At 37.8% G+C, this 19,338-nt stretch carries 9 protein-coding genes; 1 reads left to right on the top strand and 8 read right to left on the bottom strand.

The genetic code is table 11. The features are described 5' to 3' along the window. Positions 1-216: 216 nt before the first annotated feature. From BR30_RS0126820 to BR30_RS0126800, 5 genes are all read right to left on the bottom strand, one after another. Positions 217-2,922 carry a bifunctional glycosyltransferase/CDP-glycerol:glycerophosphate glycerophosphotransferase gene (locus BR30_RS0126820; protein WP_026567713.1) on the bottom strand — a complete coding sequence of 902 codons (2,706 nt, stop codon included), beginning with the start codon at positions 2,920-2,922 and terminating at the stop codon, positions 217-219. A gap of 47 nt (positions 2,923-2,969) precedes the next feature. Continuing rightward, entirely contained in the window at positions 2,970-4,172 is a 1,203-nt protein-coding gene (locus BR30_RS0126815; protein WP_026567712.1) for a DHHW family protein, read from the bottom strand. Positions 4,173-4,189: 17 nt separating this feature from the next. Continuing rightward, on the bottom strand, positions 4,190-5,608 hold the full coding sequence (locus tag BR30_RS0126810) for an MBOAT family O-acyltransferase (RefSeq protein WP_026567711.1): 1,419 nt from the start codon (positions 5,606-5,608) through the stop codon (positions 4,190-4,192). 6 nt (positions 5,609-5,614) lie between these two features. Continuing rightward, the gene (locus BR30_RS34690) at positions 5,615-7,789 is read right to left on the bottom strand and encodes a bifunctional glycosyltransferase/CDP-glycerol:glycerophosphate glycerophosphotransferase (RefSeq protein ID WP_081825601.1); all 2,175 of its coding nucleotides are present in this window, start codon (positions 7,787-7,789) and stop codon (positions 5,615-5,617) included. Positions 7,790-8,383: 594 nt separating this feature from the next. Then, positions 8,384-9,100: a polysaccharide deacetylase family protein gene (locus BR30_RS0126800; RefSeq protein ID WP_026567710.1), complete on the bottom strand. Its 717-nt coding sequence runs from the start codon at positions 9,098-9,100 to the stop codon at positions 8,384-8,386. 171 nt (positions 9,101-9,271) lie between these two features. On the opposite strand from BR30_RS0126800, the gene BR30_RS0126795 reads away from it, so the two are divergent. Further along, the gene (locus BR30_RS0126795; protein ID WP_026567709.1) at positions 9,272-10,396 is read left to right on the top strand and encodes an acyltransferase family protein; all 1,125 of its coding nucleotides are present in this window, start codon (positions 9,272-9,274) and stop codon (positions 10,394-10,396) included. Positions 10,397-10,585: 189 nt separating this feature from the next. On the opposite strand, the gene BR30_RS34685 is transcribed toward BR30_RS0126795, so the two are convergent. The 3 genes from BR30_RS34685 to BR30_RS0126780 form a co-directional block, all read right to left on the bottom strand. Continuing rightward, entirely contained in the window at positions 10,586-11,539 is a 954-nt protein-coding gene (locus BR30_RS34685; RefSeq protein ID WP_051633806.1) for a C39 family peptidase, read from the bottom strand. A 70-nt stretch (positions 11,540-11,609) separates the two neighbouring features. Beyond that, positions 11,610-12,881: a serine hydrolase gene (locus tag BR30_RS35465; RefSeq protein WP_051633805.1), complete on the bottom strand. Its 1,272-nt coding sequence runs from the start codon at positions 12,879-12,881 to the stop codon at positions 11,610-11,612. Between the two features lie 251 nt (positions 12,882-13,132). Continuing rightward, entirely contained in the window at positions 13,133-19,210 is a 6,078-nt protein-coding gene (locus BR30_RS0126780) for an Ig-like domain-containing protein (protein ID WP_026567708.1), read from the bottom strand. Positions 19,211-19,338 lie beyond the last annotated feature (128 nt).

Below are 19,338 nucleotides of genomic sequence, written 5' to 3'. Positions count from 1 at the left end.
TAGCAAAATCTAACTGTAAAACTTCAAGACCATATTTCAGTAGACGAACTAACTTCTATTGTAACAATATAGTTATAGAATTTTAATCTATTTTTACAAATTACGACAAATTACTTATACCAAAAACGACAATTTATGAGGCTTTTATATCATAATCTCAAAAAATAAAGAGCTATTCCCAAATTGGAAAATAGCTCTTTTGAATCTTGTATTAGGTTATTTTTTCAGATTATTTGGTTGATTTATTTGGCGAATCGCATCATAAACCCGTTTACAGTTATCTTGATCCGTAAAGGAATAAAATTGATTCACTCGTTCCTGGAACGTTGCTTCCATTTGGCAATTTTGATTCATATATTGAATAATTCTGTCTGCCACCTGCTCACTTTCGGTCAAGACATCACCAAACCCCATCGTTTGATAATCAAAATAACCTTCTGCCAAATGGTTCATACCAAATTGATAATAAACCACCGGTTTCTTTAAATAAGCAAAATCAAAGGCAACTGAAGAAAAATCCGTGACCAGTAAACTGGATTGATTAAAATTATCACGATAACTGCTATTCATGTCCGCCACTTCAATCGAATCATCAATCTGATAATCCTTTAACTGCTGCCTGATATTAGGATGCGGGAAAAAGACAAGCTTATAGCCTTTTTCTTTTGCCACTTTTAATAATTTTTCATTGTTCAGCAAATCATTGAAGGCTTTAAAGTATTCTGACTCCTTAAAGACAGGATTATATTCGCGCGTTCCCGTGATTGGATTTAGCTTTGCTACCAAGTCGCTGCGCCATGTCGGCATGATGAGAATCCGCTTCTTATCATCATTTTGCAACTTATCAAAACGCGGAAACCCTGATAATAGGACCTCATTTTCGGTGTAATCATAATGGCCATTTACAATCGAATCGTATTCTTTATTGGCCGCCGTGATAAATAAACGAATATTCTTTTTATATTTATTTAACCAACTCGAAATATCGTCCTTAGTGATGCCATGTTGCAGGAAAACAAAATCATACGTAAATAAATCCTTTAGATACTTTTTCATTTTCCCAAATGGATTGACAATAAACTCATCAGCATGAGAAGAAATTAACTTGTCGGCAAGTAATAAATAACGTTTATGCTGGCGCGATCCATACGGTATGACATTCCCAATTTTTTGAAGTCGTTTAAAATCTTCACTATCTTGATTAATAACGAAGTATTTCTGAATTCCGTCTTGCTGCTTTGTCGCATATTCAAACAGGACTTCCGCATTGTCATCGGCTTTGTTTACCCGGTCCATAAATAACCAGATGGGCTTCTTTTGAAAGAAATGCTTTTGGAGAAAATGATCTAATCTGACCAATAACGCCTTTCTGGATCCTGGTTTATTCATTTTGTATAAAGTTTTAAGAACAGCAATTTCTTTCCCTCGGATTAATTTAAATTCGCTTTTTCTAATCAAAAATTGCTTCTTCTTTTTTTGGTAAATAACCACGTAGCCATTCTTATCAAAATAAGAATAACTATTATCTTTTAGGTGGCTTTGCCCGCTAAATAGCACATCTAACTTTACTTGACTCTCTTGAACGATCGCATAAAAAGTAACTCTTAGAGATTTACTCTGTTTTCCTATTTTAGCTAATGGAAGGTTGAATTTAATCCCTAGGGCCTTTTTAATGTTTTTCCCAAAGACATTAATATCTTTATAAAAACGGTCGACGATTTGAGCCTCAATCATTTCACCATTAACGGCAGCAACAATTTTTGTATCACTATTTTCAAAAAGGGAAGTAAAATGACCTTCAATAAAAAGTTGCTCATTTTCAATATTGATTAACTCTACTGCGAATTGATGCTGGTCTAATGCATCCATGACCTGATTGCCATGTAATAAGATGGCGTTATTAGGTGAATGGAACGGTTGGTAAAAATCAGCATTATTCTGGCCGGACTTAATTCGTAACAAATAATTTTTCCGATACATATTTAAATGCTTCTGTTCCAAAATGATATTATCATCGATATAACCTAGCAGGTCTCTCAGCTTTTTGAGGAAATTTTCCGTTTCTTCCGCTGTCATGAGTACATTTAAATCATTATTATTAAGACGCCACTGCAAATCATACATAATCATATATTGGAAATATTTTGGGACAAATCCTAAAATCTCCAGGGACATATTAATAAACGTAAACGAAAAGTTCTTCAAACTGTGTAAATAATAATCCTTATCCTGTAAGGCCTGCTGGGTCGCAGAAGTATTGGTGCTTCGTTTACGGTAATGGTATTTAGCCTTTTTTACAACACCATATTCACACTTTTTTAAAATAATCCGATTTAACCATTCTGCATCTTCCCCATATTTTAGGGTTTCTTTAAATCTTTGCTCGCCAATTGCCGTCCTTCGAACAAACGAACTTGATGCAGACATTTGAATAAAGCGATGGTCCTTTAGAATATTGATGATTTTATTGGATGCGTATTTATAGTTAAGTAGATGCTCACCTTTAGCTTGGTCAAACCAAAAGATGGGTATGGAAACAACATCGATGTCTTTGCCTTGCTTTTCAAAAAAGTTATAGACCTTTTCTAAGGCATTTAATGATAATTTATCATCTGGATCGAGGAAGTTAACATATTTCCCCTTTGCCGCCTCTAACCCAGCATTACGCGCACTACTTACCCCTTGGTTTTCTTGATCAATAAAAACGATATTATTAGGATACTTTTTTTGAAACTTTTTACATAGGTTCCCGCTTTCATCTATGCTTCCATCGTTAATCAAAATCAATTGAATATGCTTGTCGAAGCCTAACGTCTGGTTAATAATACTTTCGACAGCTTCTTTTAAATAATCTTCAACATTATACACCGCCATAATGATCGAAAAATAAAAATCATTATAAGACCAATTTTCTGGCTCCAAATTTACTACCTCCGAAAGAATAGATTAGAAAAAGGGCAAACATCAATTTACTGATTTTCACCCTGCCCTGGATGGTTAAAGTTCGTTAATGCAGGGGTTACAAATATTGAGTTGATATTATATAGCAAGATGATTTGGTCAATATTGTTTTTCTCCACATATTTTTCGATGGGCATTTTGTTGTAATGACGTAGATCTAATACATGCGTCTCTTTATAGTGTGGAACAAGAAATTGAATAAATGCATTGGCATAAGAATCCTTGATCACTAATACCTTTTTTCCGTTTGCTTTATTAGGATTGCTAATTAACAATTGGGCATAATCGCCGCCTAAATATGCTTGATAACGGTTGGTGTACGGATCTTCCATCGTTAAAAAATCCATATTATATAATCCGCTTCTTGTACGATTTCCCCATTTCATCGTAAACGGCTGATGTTTTTCTTTCAGCTGAGCCACTAAAATTGTATCAGTCTTCTTAGCATTGGCGCTTGTTGTTTTCCGCGCATCGGAACCATAAAACGGTTTTCCAGATAGGTTCCATGTGTAATCGTTAAATTGATAAACCTTATTATCGATTTTCTCATTTGCATTAATTTTAGACATGACATTTTGATAGGCATAAAAGGCAGCCTTTGCTTGCCAATGATGGTCTGAATAGAAAAACATATAGTCTTCATTCATATGCTTATTCAGTGCGGACCGGGAGTCAATCGGATGGGACGCTTTTCCAAGCTCCTTATAGAGAAGGTTCATATTTTTTTGACCATAGCTTGGAAAATAAGCAGGAAATTTATTCTCCATTAAGGTTGATTTATTGGGCATTAATGCGGTATACACACTGATGTTCTTTTTCGCAAGGTGTGTCGCAAGGTCATTAATTCTGCCCGCTGTTTGTTTCGCATCGGCAGGAGTAACTTCAGCAATTTGTGATAACAAATAGCCATCATCCGCCACATAGACATCCTCAATAATATTTTGTCGGAAGAAATTCTTATTAATTAAAGCGTTCGTTTCAATAAATGAATCACGCATCGGAAATTGATCATTGTAATATTGTTCAAACCGCTTGGAGTACTCCCCTGTAAGTAAATTATCCTTTTTTAAATCCGGCCTTTGCGCAAGCTTTCGATTTTCTAGTAACGACATGGACTTCGACGGGGTGATGAAGGTAAAGATTAAGAAGCCAAAGATTGTTAACAGAAAAATAGCTATGACAGCAAGGCCTTGTACATTAGCTTTTTTCATAAATTCCTCCATATTCATTAAAACCGGAAATAGATAAATGGATTGAAGGTGGACGATACCACGCTAACAAGCGTTAAAAAGAAAATAACGGCATAACTTGCTGTGACCACGAAATCTCTGCCGCTTGTGATTCCCGTTATTCCCGGTTTAAAGGCTCTTTCTTTAAGAACTTGGAATACAGGCGTGGCAGCAATGATGGCAATCAAAATGACGATGCCATACTGGGAAAGGTAAAAGCTTGCCTGTTGATCCCAAACTGGGTTTCCATTAGCAAAAAACATCACTTTCAAATAGTTAAATCCATACGTAAATGTTTCGGCACGGAAGAATACCCAGCCTATCAGCACGGCAATAAGGGCATAAAGATGTTGGAATACCTTTGGAATACTTTTGATCCATTTCAGTAAGAAGGCTTTTTCTAACATAATTAACACTCCGTAATAAACACCCCAGGCAATGAACGTCCAAGCGGCACCGTGCCAAATCCCGGTCGCGAGCCAGACAATGAACAAATTACGGTAGGTTTTATACGTTCCACCACGGTTCCCGCCTAATGGTATATATAAATAATCCTTAAACCAGGTACTTAAAGAAATATGCCACCTTCTCCAAAATTCCGTTGCGGAACGAGATATATACGGGTAATTAAAGTTTTCAAGGAAATCAAAGCCAAACATTCTTCCTAAACCGATTGCCATATCGGAGTATCCTGAAAAGTCAAAGTAGATCTGTAATGAATAAGCAATGATCCCAATCCATGCCATGCCCACGGACATTTCACCTGCCGGCATAGAAAAAACTTGGTCGGCGACCCAGCCACAATTATTGGCTAGAATCATTTTCTTGGCAAGGCCAATGATAAATCGTTTCGTCCCATATGCAAATTTCGATAACGATTCTTTTCGTTCATCGATTTGGTGTGCCACTGTGACATAGCGGACAATCGGTCCGGCAATCAATTGTGGAAACAATGCCTTATACATTGCCATGTTAATGAGATTTTTTTGCGCTTTCGCATCTTTTCTGTACACATCAATCACATAGCTTAGTCCTTGAAAGGTAAAAAAGGAGATTCCTAACGGGAAAGGAATATTACCTAATTCGATCGTAGTTCCAAACAGTTCATTAATGTTATCGACAATAAAATTGGCGTATTTGAAAACAATCAAAATGGAAAGGTTCGCAAAAATAGTCACCCCCATTACCCACTTAACCAAGACGTGTTTTTCCCTATTTTGATCAACTAACAGGGCAAAAACATAATTGAGAAGAATGGAAAGAAACAAAAATAACACAAACTTTGGTTCGCCCCATGCGTAAAAAAATAAACTAGCCAAAAGTAAAATGGTGTTCCTTAACTTTCGGGGGGCTAAAAAATATAAAGTTAGTGTGAGCGGCAAAAATAAAAATAAAAATACGGTTGAACTAAATAGCACGATTTTTTATCCTCCGTAATTCTCTGATTGTTTTTGAAGGGATGGATCCTCACCCAGCAGTACTCTTTTAACTACCTTCTCCGTGGATTTCCCATCATGCCAGCTGCAGAATCTTTCATAGAATGCATCATATCTATCTTCATATTGCTTCTTTACCTCTTCAATATTGGCTATCGCATCAATGACGGCATCGCTTGTCCGCAACAACGGTCCTGGGCCCTCATTTTCAAAATCGAGATAAAAGCCCCTTAATTGGTCGCGATACTTATCGAGGTCATACGTAAAGAATAAAATCGGCCGTTTTAGGTTGGCGTAATCAAAAAATACAGAAGAATAATCAGTGATGAGAATATCCGAAATCAGGTATAATTCTGCAATATCATCATACTTTGAAAGATTGTACGCAAAGCCATCCAAGCCTTCCACATTAATATCATCCGCAATAAAATAGTGCATCCTTAGTACGACCACATAGTCATCCCCAAGGGTTTCCTTCATTTTATGTAAATCCAACTGCAGTTGAAATTTATATTTGCCAGGCTCATAAAAGTCATCGTCCCGCCAAGTTGGTGCGTATAGTACTACCTTTTTGTTGTCAGGTATTCCAATGTTTTTCTTTACTCTTGCCACAATTTCTTCTTTTTGCGGTGAGTAAAGAATATCATTTCTTGGGTAGCCGAACTCCAGCATTTCGTTATCAAACTTAAAGGCGCTTCGAAAAATTTCCGAAGAATAGCTGTTCGGCGATAATAAATAATCCCAGGCACGTGACTGCATATAGAAATCCCGCTTATATCTTGGATTGGCCGAATAGACATCCTTCATATCAAAAACCAATTTTTTAAGCGGGGTACCATGCCAGGTTTCTAAAAAGACATTTCCCTCGCGTTTTACAAGATGCAGCGGCTGCCGCATATTATTAATCCAGTATTTCGATACCGCAAAATAGTAGTAATAGGCAAGGCTGAATCGTTTCACAATTTTTGCATTCCCAGGGATTTGACGATGTTTATCATTAAATACCCAGATACATTTATAATCAAGATTGTTTTCATTGATATATTCGTAAATATTACGGGGACTATCCGAATAGTTTTTTCCTAAGAAACTTTCAAAAATAATGTAATTATCCTTCATCGGGAATCTTAAGAAAAATTTATTATAGATGTACCTTTTAAGCCTAGTAAACCCTTTTATCGCATTTTTAAAATCCCTTGCTTCTACATGGAATCTATATCCTTTGATGAATTTATTTTTATTTCCAGCCCGTAACTGGTTGACTTCCCTTTTAATATGACCAGGCTGCGAAGCAATGCTAGCTGGGTTGAGAATTCTCATTGCTGACGATAATAAGTCAAAGAACTCATCCAAGTGTTTTTGATCGTTAAAAATATTAATAACCTGTCGTCGGTAAAACCTGAGAAGCAGGCCGTCCAAATATTCCTTAACTGATTGAGACGTTCCATACTGTAGATTCATTTCAATATAGACTTTGATAAAATCACGAGTTCTCTCTTGGATAGAACGTTGGACCAGACTTGGATTGGAAATGGGGTCATTACGAACCCGTTGAAAATATGTACGGATATTTAAGCTGGGTAAACTCTTTACGTATAAGAGAAACGGGATGATCCCAGATATATCTGTGGCGCCTTCCGTTCCCTCATAGAAGCGAACCATATGTTCCTTGATGAAACTACTCCGAATCAATACATTTAAAATACTTCCGCTATGGAATATTTTTTGACTTGGATTAGGGGTCACGATGACTTCTGGAGGCTGTGGAGCCTCTAAATCAGTTGGCCTTAATAATCGTTTAGTTCTCCCTGCAATCGCGGGTGCATCTTCAATATATGCTAGAAGAATTTCAATCGCTTTTTCTGCTAAGATGTCTTCACTATCTAGAAAAAACACAAACTCTCCAGTTGCGGAACTCAAGCCTTTATTCCGTGAGTAGGCTACTCCCTTTTTTGATTCATTTTTTAAATAGACCATTCTTTTGTCGTGTTGCAACGTTTCAATGTATCCTGTATTTTCAGCATCCGAACCATCATTTATGATAATAATCTCCAGATTAGTGTAGGTTTGTGATAATACGGAATTTAAACAGTCTCCGATGAATTCCATGGAGTTATAATATGGGATTATGATTGATACCGTCGCTTTTTGTTTAGTATTCATGCTTTTTCTGTCACACTCCCTGAAATTTCGACAATATTCCTATTAGATTTTAACAATTAATCATTCTTATGTATAGAATTTGTTAATTTATACAATTTTATCTGTTTATTAGACGATTTGTGTTAATGAAAATCAAATAAAATGATTGGGGACATATATAGATAGACAAGCATACACCATAAGGAGAAGGATTGAACAGATGAGAAAGTATTATTTAGATTGACTTCGTGTTTATGCCATTATTGCGGTTGTCTTGATTCATTTTATACAAAGTTTCGGAGGAATCCTATGAATTTTCAGTGCCGCAATTTTTTTGTTATTCAGTAACCGATCAAATTAACTACCATTTATGGTGTATGTATGTGATTTTAGGGCTATATTTGATTACTCCAATTCTTGTGATTTTCATCAAAAATCACCATCAGCACACTTGTGGTTAATATCATTATAAAGCTTCCAGTTCTAAATAAACTTATACCCCAACCACAACAAAAAGGGCTGCCTCTCTTGCAGCCCTTTTTGTGTTTTATTATTGTAAGTAAATCTTAATAGTATCGCGGTCAAACACATTTTAAACTTTATTAAATGGTATGATTAAAATCGCTTATCATTCCAAAAATTCTTTACAATATGTTTTTGCGGGTTATAGACCTCTAGTGTATAGCCCTTTTTGCGCAGGTAATCAATAATAATTGGAAGCTGCTGTGCTGTTCCTTTTGAATCATGGAATAGGATCACGATTGGTCCTTTTTTACCTTTGAGCCCTGATTTAACCCTTGATGTAATCGTCTTCGGACTTGTTCGATTATATTTCCAATCAAGTGTATCAATGTCCCAATCCCACATCTTAAAGCCCTTTTTCGCTAGCGCATCCCTTAATGGTTTCTTCATATAGGGTTTGCTTCCATACGGCGCACGGGTTAACAGACTATTAAAATTTGAAACTCTTAATAATGTTTGCCGTGTCTTTTCCATTTCAACAGCAACGTTTTTAGAGCTGCCACGATATAATTTTCTAACACTGTGGGAAACACTATGTAATGCTGGATAATTGCCTTCTTTAATCATTCTCTTAACGGTTTTCGGATTCCGTTTAATATTACCTTCAATCATAAAAAAGGTCGCATGCGCTTGTTTCTTTTTCAAAATATCAAGTATTTTGGGCGTGTATTGATTGGGACCATCATCAAAGGTCAGATAAACAACCTGACTAGCTTTTAAATCGTTCGCATAGGTTTTATTTGTTGAAAAAAAGAAGGTGCTAAGCAGGAGCGACATCGCTAGAATGACTGTGGTTATTTTTTTATACATATCTTTTTCCCCCTCTAAAATAAAAAACTCTAAATCTTCTATTCTAAGATATGCAATGGACGCTTTTCCTTAAGTCTCGTGCAAAAGAAAAACCTTCTGTGATGAATAATCCTGCATGATTCCAAACAACCTATGGATAAAATCAGATTGTTTTCCTGAGGTGAATGATATATGGAAGGTAAACCATTTATTTTTTCTAGAGATATGACCGCGATTTCAAAGGGACTTGCCATCGTCTTAATGGTTTATCACCATTTATTTGCTTTTCCCAACCGTATTGCTGCTGTCGATTACAAGCCGATTATGATGGTTGATAACTTGCCTTTAGACCAGCTCATTGGTCAGTTTGGTAAACTATGTGTGGCTATTTTCCTGTTCTTAAGCGGGTTGGGTCTTTATAAAAGCTTCGAATCGAAACATAAATTCACTTTTCGTCAAGGGCTCATTAGAGCAATCAACTTTTTTACAATTTATTGGCTTGTCTTTTTCATTTTTATTCCGATTGGCCTCAAATATTTTGATGATACGGTAAGGTATGCGTGGAACCCTAAACTTTTTATTTATAATTTATTTGCCCTGATTCATACCTATAATGGCGAATGGTGGTTCATCTCTGTTTATATTGAATTGTTATTGCTATTCCCGCTAATCATAAAATTGATTGAAAAATGGCCTGTACTGACAAGTTACCTCTCCTTTATTTGCCTGTTTCTTGCGGCTTTCTTTCAACATGTGGATGATTTTTTTCCTACACTGGAACTAGTCCAAATTGCTATTAACCATCTAAGTACTTTATTCACCTGGCAAATCATGTTCATTACCGGAATCTACTTTTCCAAATACTCCATATTTGTAAAAATGAATGCTTTTTTTTCGAAAATTCACTTAAATAATAAGATTGTGTTTTTACTACTACTTGTCCTCTGCTTTTATTTACGACAATACACGTACCCATTTATTATTAAAACCAGAGGTCCTGAAATAACTGGAATCTATAACTTCGCAGATTTTATACTTGCGCCCATCGTGATTTTTTCATTTGTTAAGCTCGTTCAAAATATCACCATTTTAGAGAGGTTATTCCTACTATTAGGGAAACACTCAACGGTTATTTGGCTGACACATACATTTTTTATTTATTACTTTTTTCAAGAAATGAGCTTTGCTCCATACTATTCCACACTAATCGTGATTTGGGTGTTTATCCTAACCATCTTGGTTTCGTTTGGAATTAACTTCCTAATCCGTCTGGCTCATATTCCATTTTTCAGAAAAACGAGGATGGGAACGTCTTAATAATAGGCTGGGTTAAAAAGCATTTGTTGATTTTGCCACTCTGTTGATTGGATTGGAAGGCGCGAAGACTCCTGCGGGAGGACGGTGCAGGGGAGACCCCGCAGGAGCGCAGCGACGAGGAGGCTCCCCGGACCGCCCGCGGAAAGCGAAGCGCCTGGAGAGGAAATCAACAGACTAGTTTAACATAGCCTAATAATAACTAATCGCCTGGCTTCCAAATTGTTTCCAACCTTCAACAAATGATTTAATTGGACGCTTTTTATTCTTCGTTCCATCTAATGGATCATTGAAATAGACATATTTGGAATCATAACCAGTAATCACAACCGAATGTTCTTTATAGGTAATCCGAACAGTACCATGTGAGGTATACCATGTCTGCCAATAAGAATTGGGAACTTGGCTGAACCAGCTCGTATTAATAATCCAGACCGGGTGGCCGGCACTTACGTAACTTAAAATGGTTTCAAACGGTTTTCCGGTCAAATTTTTAATTCGATTCGGTTTATATTTTTCAGCCAAGGCTTCAATGGGTTTGTTAAATACACCAAATCCCGGTTTATTGAAGGTATACATATTGCCGACAAACCCGTAATTAGGATGCCCGAAATAGATTTTGCCGTTTTTTCGTTTCATTGTTGCTGGGTCCTTCTTCACTTGTTTGGCGAGTGTCATTTTATTTGCTTTTGTACCTGAATAATTCAACATCATCGCTAAACTCGTCACTTCACACCCACGCGGCAGCTCCGGCATTTGGCGAATGACAGACACATTTAGTTTCTGCTTTTTTAGCTTGGGTTGAGACTTAACAATCACTTTTCTCACTAGACTTTTATTTTTGGCCTGATCGACGGCATAAACCTCGATGACAGTTTGTTTTTTTTGCTGCGGAATCGGAAAAGAATAATTCCCGTTTTGGTCTGCAGCTTTCTTCAAGTAATATTTTGAGTTCCTTTTTACATAGACGATTGAATTTGCCTCAGCCTTACCATTAATCGTAAAGGATTTATTGGTCAAATTATTCACCGTCGGCATTTTCGGCGGAGTTTTATCAATCACTCCGGTGGCTGCCTCTGCCTTACCTGAGTTTGATGCAAATAGCAGCAAAATAAGCAACGATACGATCCATTTTATTTTCTTCATCTCTCGTCAACCCTCCATAGAATGATTAAAAAAAGCTAGGGGTGGATGCTCCCTAGCTAAGACGGAAAATTTACATGCTTACACTAAGATCGGTAATATATTTACTAGCGACATATCCAACCCTTCCACCTAAATCAACAACATAGTAATCTTTTTCCCTTTTGAAAAAATAGTAATCTTGGTCTTTATTAATATAGGCAATGACCTTACCTGAAATAGTATTGTCAACCACAGGTGTTTTCGCCTTCATTTTAATGATGCCGATTTGGGGAAGATTTGCAGCCCAGCCGCTACCCGTTGCTTTCTTTAAGGCAACCACCGATTTCTTTTCGATATATCCGGTTCCTTTCCCAAATTTAACTCCAAACCAAGTACCCTTACTTGAGATGATTTTTAGAGTTTGGTATTTTTCCAAAGTTCCAATCGCGGCTGATTTGCTGTTATTTTGATAGATGGTTACATCTGCTTTACTCTTAAAATATGGAGCTGACTCTTTCGCTTTGTGATGCTTATTAACAATAGCTGCTAACCCAGCAATAACCTTTTGTGACTTCCCATAGGAAATACCTCTTGTCATGATTGCTAATACGTAAGGGTTTTTGTCATACACAATCGCTGCATCGTTATAGATTCGGTCATTTGGAATCATCCCAACCTTGTGGGCGACGGATGTCCCCTTAATCCCGCGTGGTATGGTCGTATTATAAACGGTCTTTTTCAAATAGCCGACTAGTTCTTTGCCTAGCGGGCTTTTATTTGAAAATTGATAGAGCCTTTTCGCATAGATCGTTAAATCTTTTGCAGAAGTTAAATTTTTCCCATTCGGATAAGCATACTGACCGCCAACGCTTTTCATATATTTAATAAAATTTTGTTGTCCTACTCGTTCCTTTAACATGATAAAGGCAATATTATCACTATAAATCATTGCTTTTTTGACCAAATCTCGAATCGTGTAGTACGTCCCAACCTTATCTTTTTGAATGACGCCACTGCCGGCATAATAATGATAGCTTTTGAATTTTAGTTTCTGATTGAGATTGATTTTTCCTTTATCAGCCTGCTCCATAATATAGAGGGCAAGCGGCAGTTTAATTGTACTTGCCGCACGGCTTGAGGTCTTCCCTTTGATTTGAAAGGTTTCACCTGTTACCAAATCCTGATACTGGAGAGTAACCAGACCGCCAGATTTCTTTATGTACTTGTTTAGTTCAACAGACACCTTCTTTGTAAAATTCTGATGCGCTGTTAATTCTGCTGCACTTGCCTTTTGGCTCGGTATAATCATGGAAAATACTAAAATAGCACTAATTATTCCTAGTAAAAAACGTCCAACCTTCAACTCTTTCTCCATCCTTCATATATTTTATCTTTCTTAAATTTTAACAAAAATAGTAAAATATTAATATATGTTTCTCCTTTATTAAGCATCAAAAAAAGTATCACATGTTGATTGGTGCGGAAATTAACCAACAAATTAACAAAGACATAAAAAAAACTGCCGGCAAATCCAATTTTTTCGGATTTGTCGACAGTCTAAGGTGGAAAGAGTGATGTCCCTACTCTTTCCACCTTTTTAATTTAGTGAAATATTTAATTTTTCGCTTTTCCTGCAGCTACATCAAAGGTTAATTCCGTTCGCGCTTCATAATAATATGAAGATAATCCGGAATTATATTTGTCTTTTGCTTCTATAAAAATAGTATAGGTGCCTGTATTTTTTGCTGTCCATGTCAAAGTATTGCCGACTCCATAATCTTGTAATACGATTACGACTCCCTTTTTATCTAGGATATAGAAGCGATATTCAGGGCTCCTGCTTCCTTCTGAAGTAGCAGTAAACTGAATTGAATCTTTAAAGACCTGTGTACCAGGCTTGTCTGTTGCGACACTCACAGTAGTAACTTTTTCGTCTTGGACTGTTTTTTCAGTCTTTAAGCTTACATTTCCCGCTTTGTCAGTAGCTGTTACAACAATTTTCACGCCTGCTACTTGTTTAGCTATGGTCATTGTAAATTTACCTTCATCAGTAGCTGTTGCTGTGCCAATCTCTTGATCGTTTACGTGAGCACTAACGGTTGCTCCCACCTCTGCTGTACCTTTGATAACTAAATCGTTATCTTTCACATCACCGCTTACTACAGGTGCTGCTGGTGCAGTTACGTCACTTACAGTTATTTCAGCCGCTTCACTTACATTACCCGCTTCATCAGTAGCTGTTACAGCAATCTTTACGCCTGCTACTTGTTTAGCTATGGTCATTGTAAGTTCACCTTCAGCATTAACGGTTGCTGTACCTATTTCTTTGCCTTCTACTTTTGCGACAACTTTAGAGCCCGCTTCTGCTGTTCCATTGATTACTTCATCAGCATCAGTCACAGCATTTACAAACGGTTTTTCTGGCGCAGTTGTATCTGCTGTTCCAATTAATTCTTTCGTGTCTCTTACACGGATACGTGTACCCTGTGCAAAAGCACCAGATAAACCAACTGCTTCTAATGTGTCACCCGTTTTAAGAACTGGTACCTGAACATTGCTTTGGTTCACAATGTATCCATCCGTGAACACTAACACATCACCAGAACCATCATTGATTACATAAGAATTTTCGTCAAACTTAGATACGACTTGCCCTCTAACCTTTACTAGGAATCCTTGGTTGGCAAGAGAAGTTGCTTCACCAGTTGGTACTAGTTTCGGTTGGACAGGTTCACCTGATCCAAGCTTAATAACATCTTTTGCAAAGCTAGTAAACTCTAATTCAATATTATTATCAAATCTCTTAATGTGTCCATAAACACGTACTTTGTCGCCTGGTTTTATCGAACCATCTGGAACTTCAAGGTAAGCCATGATACCGCCAGTCTCATCTTGTAAGTTGAATGCATCAAAGAAGACGCCTGCTCCAGTTGTAACGGTTCCTTCTACTACTACATCAGTATCATCAGCCAGTTTACGTACATCTGCAATATTTTGCACTTTCATTTCACGATGTGCCAACCAATTGACTGAGTTAAAAATTAATTCGTCGTTGCCCTTTGGTTCATAAGATTCATCCATCTGCTTATCATTAAAGATGTTCATCCCTGAAACAATGATTCGCCCATTTTCGCCGATTTCTTCAGAGGCGATTAATGGAATGGCTGATCCGCCTGTTGCATCAGAAACGGCATCATATGTGAATCCGCCTAAAACTTTTCCTTGGTACGTTGTTTCATTTCCTTTTGCAAGGATGGTTACTTTATCTGATTCGGTTAATGCCTTATTATCCGCCCCAGATAAACTTGTTCCGCTGTAATAATCAACAAATGATACGCGGTCAGTTATATGGTTGGATACTAATCCTGGATGTACTCTAACTGCAAATGGGCTAACAGCTGGATCACTCCAGAAGTTTCCACTCTTACTATCATCAAATACACCATCATTACCCATTCGAATGCTTGAACCAATTTCACTTAGAACTCCGTTATTAATGGTAGGGTCTGTACTGTTATTGCTCTTACCAGCCATTAATAAGGAACCGCCACCTTTTACAAACTTACCTACAGCTGCTATTTCATCCGCTGTTAAAGCTTTTCCGTGTGTAAGCACTAATACTTTTGTTGTGCTTAACACTTCGTCTGTTAAGGTTGTTTTATTTTCAGTAACTGTATATCCTTCTTTTTGAAGCATAAGCGTAAAGGCTTTTAAGTTATCCTTATACGTACCGCCATCTGTACTTGTGTTTTCGTTGTTGTGGTTCGCATCAATTAATACTTTTATTCCAAGCGGCTCTTTGATTTTTACAGGTAATGTGTATTGAACATCACCAAGATCAAGTCCGTCTAAGGATGTTACCACAGCAATGATCTTATGGTCGCCTTTAATTGGGCTTGCCCATGTAGCTGTTGCTGTAGCGGACGCTTTAGATAAAATAGATGAGATATTATTTGTGCCGATAAAATTATCAGTTTTTACTTCATCATAATAGAAATCTACTTTTAGATTTTTAACAGTTTCAGTACCATTGTTCGCAACTGCTGCTTTTAATGTTGCAGGGTTTCCGCCAACGATAACTCCGCCGTCAATATCAATGCTGTTTACTTTTACATCAACCGATTCTTCTTTTGACCAGATTGGAGAAGAATAAATACGTTCGCCGTCCATTTGAGTAACTTTAACAACAAACCATTGCTGGCCACCTGTTACCGTATATTCTGGTGTCCAAGTAAAGTCTTTTTCCATTGGTGTAATAGAGTCGACTACTTTATTGCCGTTTGAGATTAATTCAACTTTAGCAATTCTATCATCTGACTTATAAGATGCTGGAAGATAATCATAGTCAGTTGTATTTTTTGCTTCTGCAACTGTGTCACTACCAGAAATGGTAAAGTTTAATTTCTTGCTATCAACAGTTGATCCCATATAGTATCCATTAGCAGAAACATCTAATGTGAAGTTTGGATCTTCTTCCATGTACACGCGCATATTACGCATCGAGTTCATTAAAGAATCCTGAGAAAGATCGTCTGCAACGATAACTGTACGGGCATTGATTTGACCCCATGTTCCTTCATGATTATCTTCACCATAAGTAGGAGCAAGGTGCCAGCCCAAATCTAGTGTTGAGAAATATTTTGCTTCGGCATTGGCATAGCCGTAGTGACCGGAACCATTACCTACTTCTAGCATGGTAAATAATTTATCGACATCACTATTGTAAGGCTTAAAGTTGTTAAAGGCATTGGCTGACATATCAGGGTGGTTAAATTGACCAACGATATTGTCGTATGTTAATACCCATGCATAATACTGATTTAAGTCTTGGTATTGCTTACCATTAATGTTACGGTCAATAAAATTCTCTGTACCAAAGATATTGGAATGTCCCCATGTTGTCGAGGTCATTTCAAATGCTGGGAAGACGACGTATTCACCGTTCTTTGTATATTGTTTTGCAAGATCTTTCGTTGTTTGCCACTGTGTTCCACCGGAACGTTCCTGCATGACAGTTGTACCATCTTTTGCTTTACGCTCAACTGTATCTGTTCCTAATTTTTCAGGGTCAATATCGTGCGAGTGATCAGAGAAAGCAAACCAGTCGTAATTATATTTTTGACCAGCTTTTAATGCATCTTCTAGTGTACCAGCACCATCATGTGAAATGTTAGTGTGGTTGTGCGTCGTACCACGATAGTGATTACCACCATCAAAACGAGGAACAACTTCAAATGTCCACTCTTTTGTATTTGTATTTCCTTTTACGTCTGCTGCAGATACTTTAACTGTATGAACACCAATCGCAAGATCTTCGGTTGGAGTATACTTTACCTGCATTCGTGTAATGGTAGCTTCTGGAGCCTTCAGTTCTTTGCCATCTAGCCACATTTGAACAGATGCTTCATCCACACCACTTGGGTCATTAATTAATGCTGAAATTTCTGGATGTGGTGTTTCCATTTTAGCATCTTTTTGAGGGGTCTCGCCGCTGAAGGCTGGACCTACATTGTCCTCAATTAAAGAGACTGAATGTGGAGCTGCACTAGTTCCAGAAGATTGTACCTTTGTACCAGCTTTTGCTTCGATATAGTATTCAAAGCCGTTTGCTGGAACATTCGCTGCATCCAATGTTGCTGTATAACGGCCACTGTCATCAGTCCCCATTAGTAATGGAGTATACTCAGTTGCCCCTGTTGCTCGGTAGTAAACCGTTACTGCTTCTGCACCATCAGCATTGGCTGCGAATTCAACATTTGTATCTTTATATACTTCTGTTAATGCAGTGTGTGAGATTCCTAAAATGGACGCAATATCTTTCACGTCACGCGGGAATACTTGGTATCCATTCACGTGGGTAGCATTGGTTGTATATTGACCAACAATACCTGTAATCGTATAGCTTTTACCAATTACTAGATCCGTATCTGGTTTGATTCCAGTATTCCCCATAACACGGATGGTGGTTGCTTTCGTATTTTCATCCACTAAAGTTACGTTGTAATTTGTTCCTGTTGCAGTTACTGCAGAAACTTTTCCAGTTACGGAAACAAGGCTTCCTTCGAGTGGTTCAGCAGTGGTAAATGTATTTAAATCAAGAATCGTAATATCTTTGGTCGTTGGAAGGGCAAGGCCTTCATCAAGTCGTTGAATTGCTGTTGGTTCAAACTCAGTCATACCGTTATAAACAATGACCTTACCTGTCACTCTCAATTTGTCACCGCGTTGTACGGTAAGACCAGAATCATAGCTGCCAAAAACATTAATACCGCCTGTTACATCTTGGATGTAGAAATTATTTTTCTGTGTACCAAGAATGCCATTTTGAATGGTTACTACACCATCCACTGTGAAGAACCCGTTTAGGTTCGTTAAGATCCCTTTTGAATCTGTTGCTTTCACTACGTTAAGCGGTGTAATGGTATCTAATACTGCCTTTTCAATGGCTACAGGAGCACTTGGAAGCTTGATGCCTTTAGTTGTTGTTGTTTGTTGTGTTACGTACACTTTATCAGGTGCATTGGTGGCAATTTTAACGTTAAAGTCCCCTGTTGTACCTGCTGTTGCTGATGCAAGTAATTCAGATGCACTTGCTGTTTCATTTGGATACACATTGATGATGGAATCCTTAACAGCTGCACCCGCATTACCGATTAATGTTCCTGAACCACCTGTTACCATATAGCTTAATTTCTCGACATTAATGTTTGTTGATGCTGTTGCTTTATCTATTTGGATGGCTGTACTTTCATCCATGTCGCCTTGCTTGGCCGACACGTAAACAGCTGGAAGTGCTGTAGCAGCGGTGAAACTGATTTCAAACGAACCGTCAGCTGCTGCTGTAGCTGTGCCAAGGGCTGTTCCCTTTGCAGCTGTTTCATATACCTTCACCGTTGAGCCAGGTTCTGCCGCTTCGGCACCACCTTTAACTGTTACTGAATTATCCTGTTGTTGTAAAAACTGAATCGTATTTCCTTTTGGCTGCAAGCTTGTTACTGGAACCATTGGGGTTTCAGGTGTGCTTGTTGTGTTTCTTGGAGTTACTGCACCAGTATTGAAGTCCGCAGCGTTGTCATCTGTGTCCCATGCATTTCCTTTGCCAGGAGCAGGGTCCACGTTCGCATATGGACGGCGTTGAACGCTTGTTGTGTTTGATGGAGCTTTAGTTGGACCTGATCCTTCAAAAGCAGTTGCACTCCCGAAGCCAACAAAGTCAATTGCTTCTGTTGGTTTGGCACCTGAAGCAGCTGTGGTTTTGTCTTTAAATAACGCAACCTTACCAGCGGTACCGGACATGGAAATAGCACCTGAAGCCTCCGGAGTTGGAAGATTTACTCCTGCTGCACCGCCACCTTCGGAAATAAGGTAATACCCATGAGCTGGAATTGTTCCAGTCAATGGAGTTGGTGTCCAACCCGTTCCCCCTGAAGAGGCATATTGAACAGACCATCCTGTTAGATCAACTGATTGATCAGTAGGATTGTATAATTCAATAAAGTCTTTATTGTATGGAGCTGCATTAGTTCCAGTTCCATTTCCTCCCCCACCAAAAACTTGAGAGATAACAATATGATCAGCTTGTTCTGCATGTGCTCTAGTACTTAGACCACTTGGCAAAAAGGTACTGATCAAGAGGAGTGATGCCATGGACGTGCTTGTCCAGCGTTTAAACTTCCTATGTCCTACTTTCATCCATCTACCACCCTTTGTAGTAATTTCATTTACCCTAGTAAAAAACGCTTACATCGCTATCATACCAAGGTATTATATTACTCTATAATTCTACAAAATTTTCAATACTTTGGAAATAGAAATATTTA

This window comes from Bacillus sp. UNC41MFS5 (assembly GCF_000686805.1).
Note: the sequence above shows the minus strand (reverse complement) of the source record. Positions and strands in the feature narration are given on the sequence as shown.

Excerpts from the sequence above, each read along its gene's own strand:
- BR30_RS0126815 (WP_026567712.1), bottom strand. The coding sequence starts at position 4,172 with ATGAAAAAAGCTAATGTACAAGGCCTTGCTGTCATAGCTATTTTTCTG.
- BR30_RS34690 (WP_081825601.1), bottom strand. The coding sequence starts at position 7,789 with ATGAATACTAAACAAAAAGCGACGGTATCAATCATAATCCCATATTAT.
- BR30_RS0126800 (WP_026567710.1), bottom strand. The coding sequence starts at position 9,100 with ATGTATAAAAAAATAACCACAGTCATTCTAGCGATGTCGCTCCTGCTT.
- BR30_RS0126795 (WP_026567709.1), top strand. The coding sequence starts at position 9,272 with ATGGAAGGTAAACCATTTATTTTTTCTAGAGATATGACCGCGATTTCA.
- BR30_RS34685 (WP_051633806.1), bottom strand. The coding sequence starts at position 11,539 with ATGAAGAAAATAAAATGGATCGTATCGTTGCTTATTTTGCTGCTATTT.
- BR30_RS0126780 (WP_026567708.1), bottom strand. The coding sequence starts at position 19,210 with ATGAAAGTAGGACATAGGAAGTTTAAACGCTGGACAAGCACGTCCATG.